Raw genomic sequence first — 330 nt, 5'->3', positions numbered from 1 at the left:
ACTACGGTGGCACCTCCGGCGCCATGTCGATGGCCGGATTCCAGGACTTCATGCGTCGAATCTTCGACAAGAATGCGAAGGGTCTGCCGAACGAGCGCATCACGATGACCTCGACGAAGACCCTGAATCTCGTTCAGCGCATGGCGGCCAAGGACACGCACTACGAGCTGACTCTCAAGGACAAGGCTTTCGGCCTTGACGTTTGGGAGCTCAACTTCGTCGGCAACAGCCTGAAGTTCGCGACTCATCCGCTCATGTCCGAGAACCAGTACTGGGAGAAGGAACTCTATGTTCTGCATCCCGGACTCATCAAGAAGCGTGTTCTTCGCA

Annotated in this window: 1 protein-coding gene; it reads left to right on the top strand. The window is 56.4% G+C overall.

Annotation, left to right across the window (positions count from 1 at the left end; all coding sequences use genetic code 11):
- Positions 1-330: hypothetical protein (locus tag RMT89_RS41910; protein WP_315889003.1), on the top strand; the 330-nt coding region annotated here is incomplete at both ends.

This window comes from Streptomyces sp. P17, from assembly GCF_032436805.1.
Classification (GTDB): Bacteria; Actinomycetota; Actinomycetes; order Streptomycetales; family Streptomycetaceae; genus Streptomyces.
The sequence above is the reverse complement of the archived record's forward strand: the minus strand, read 5'-3'. Positions and strand labels throughout refer to the sequence as shown.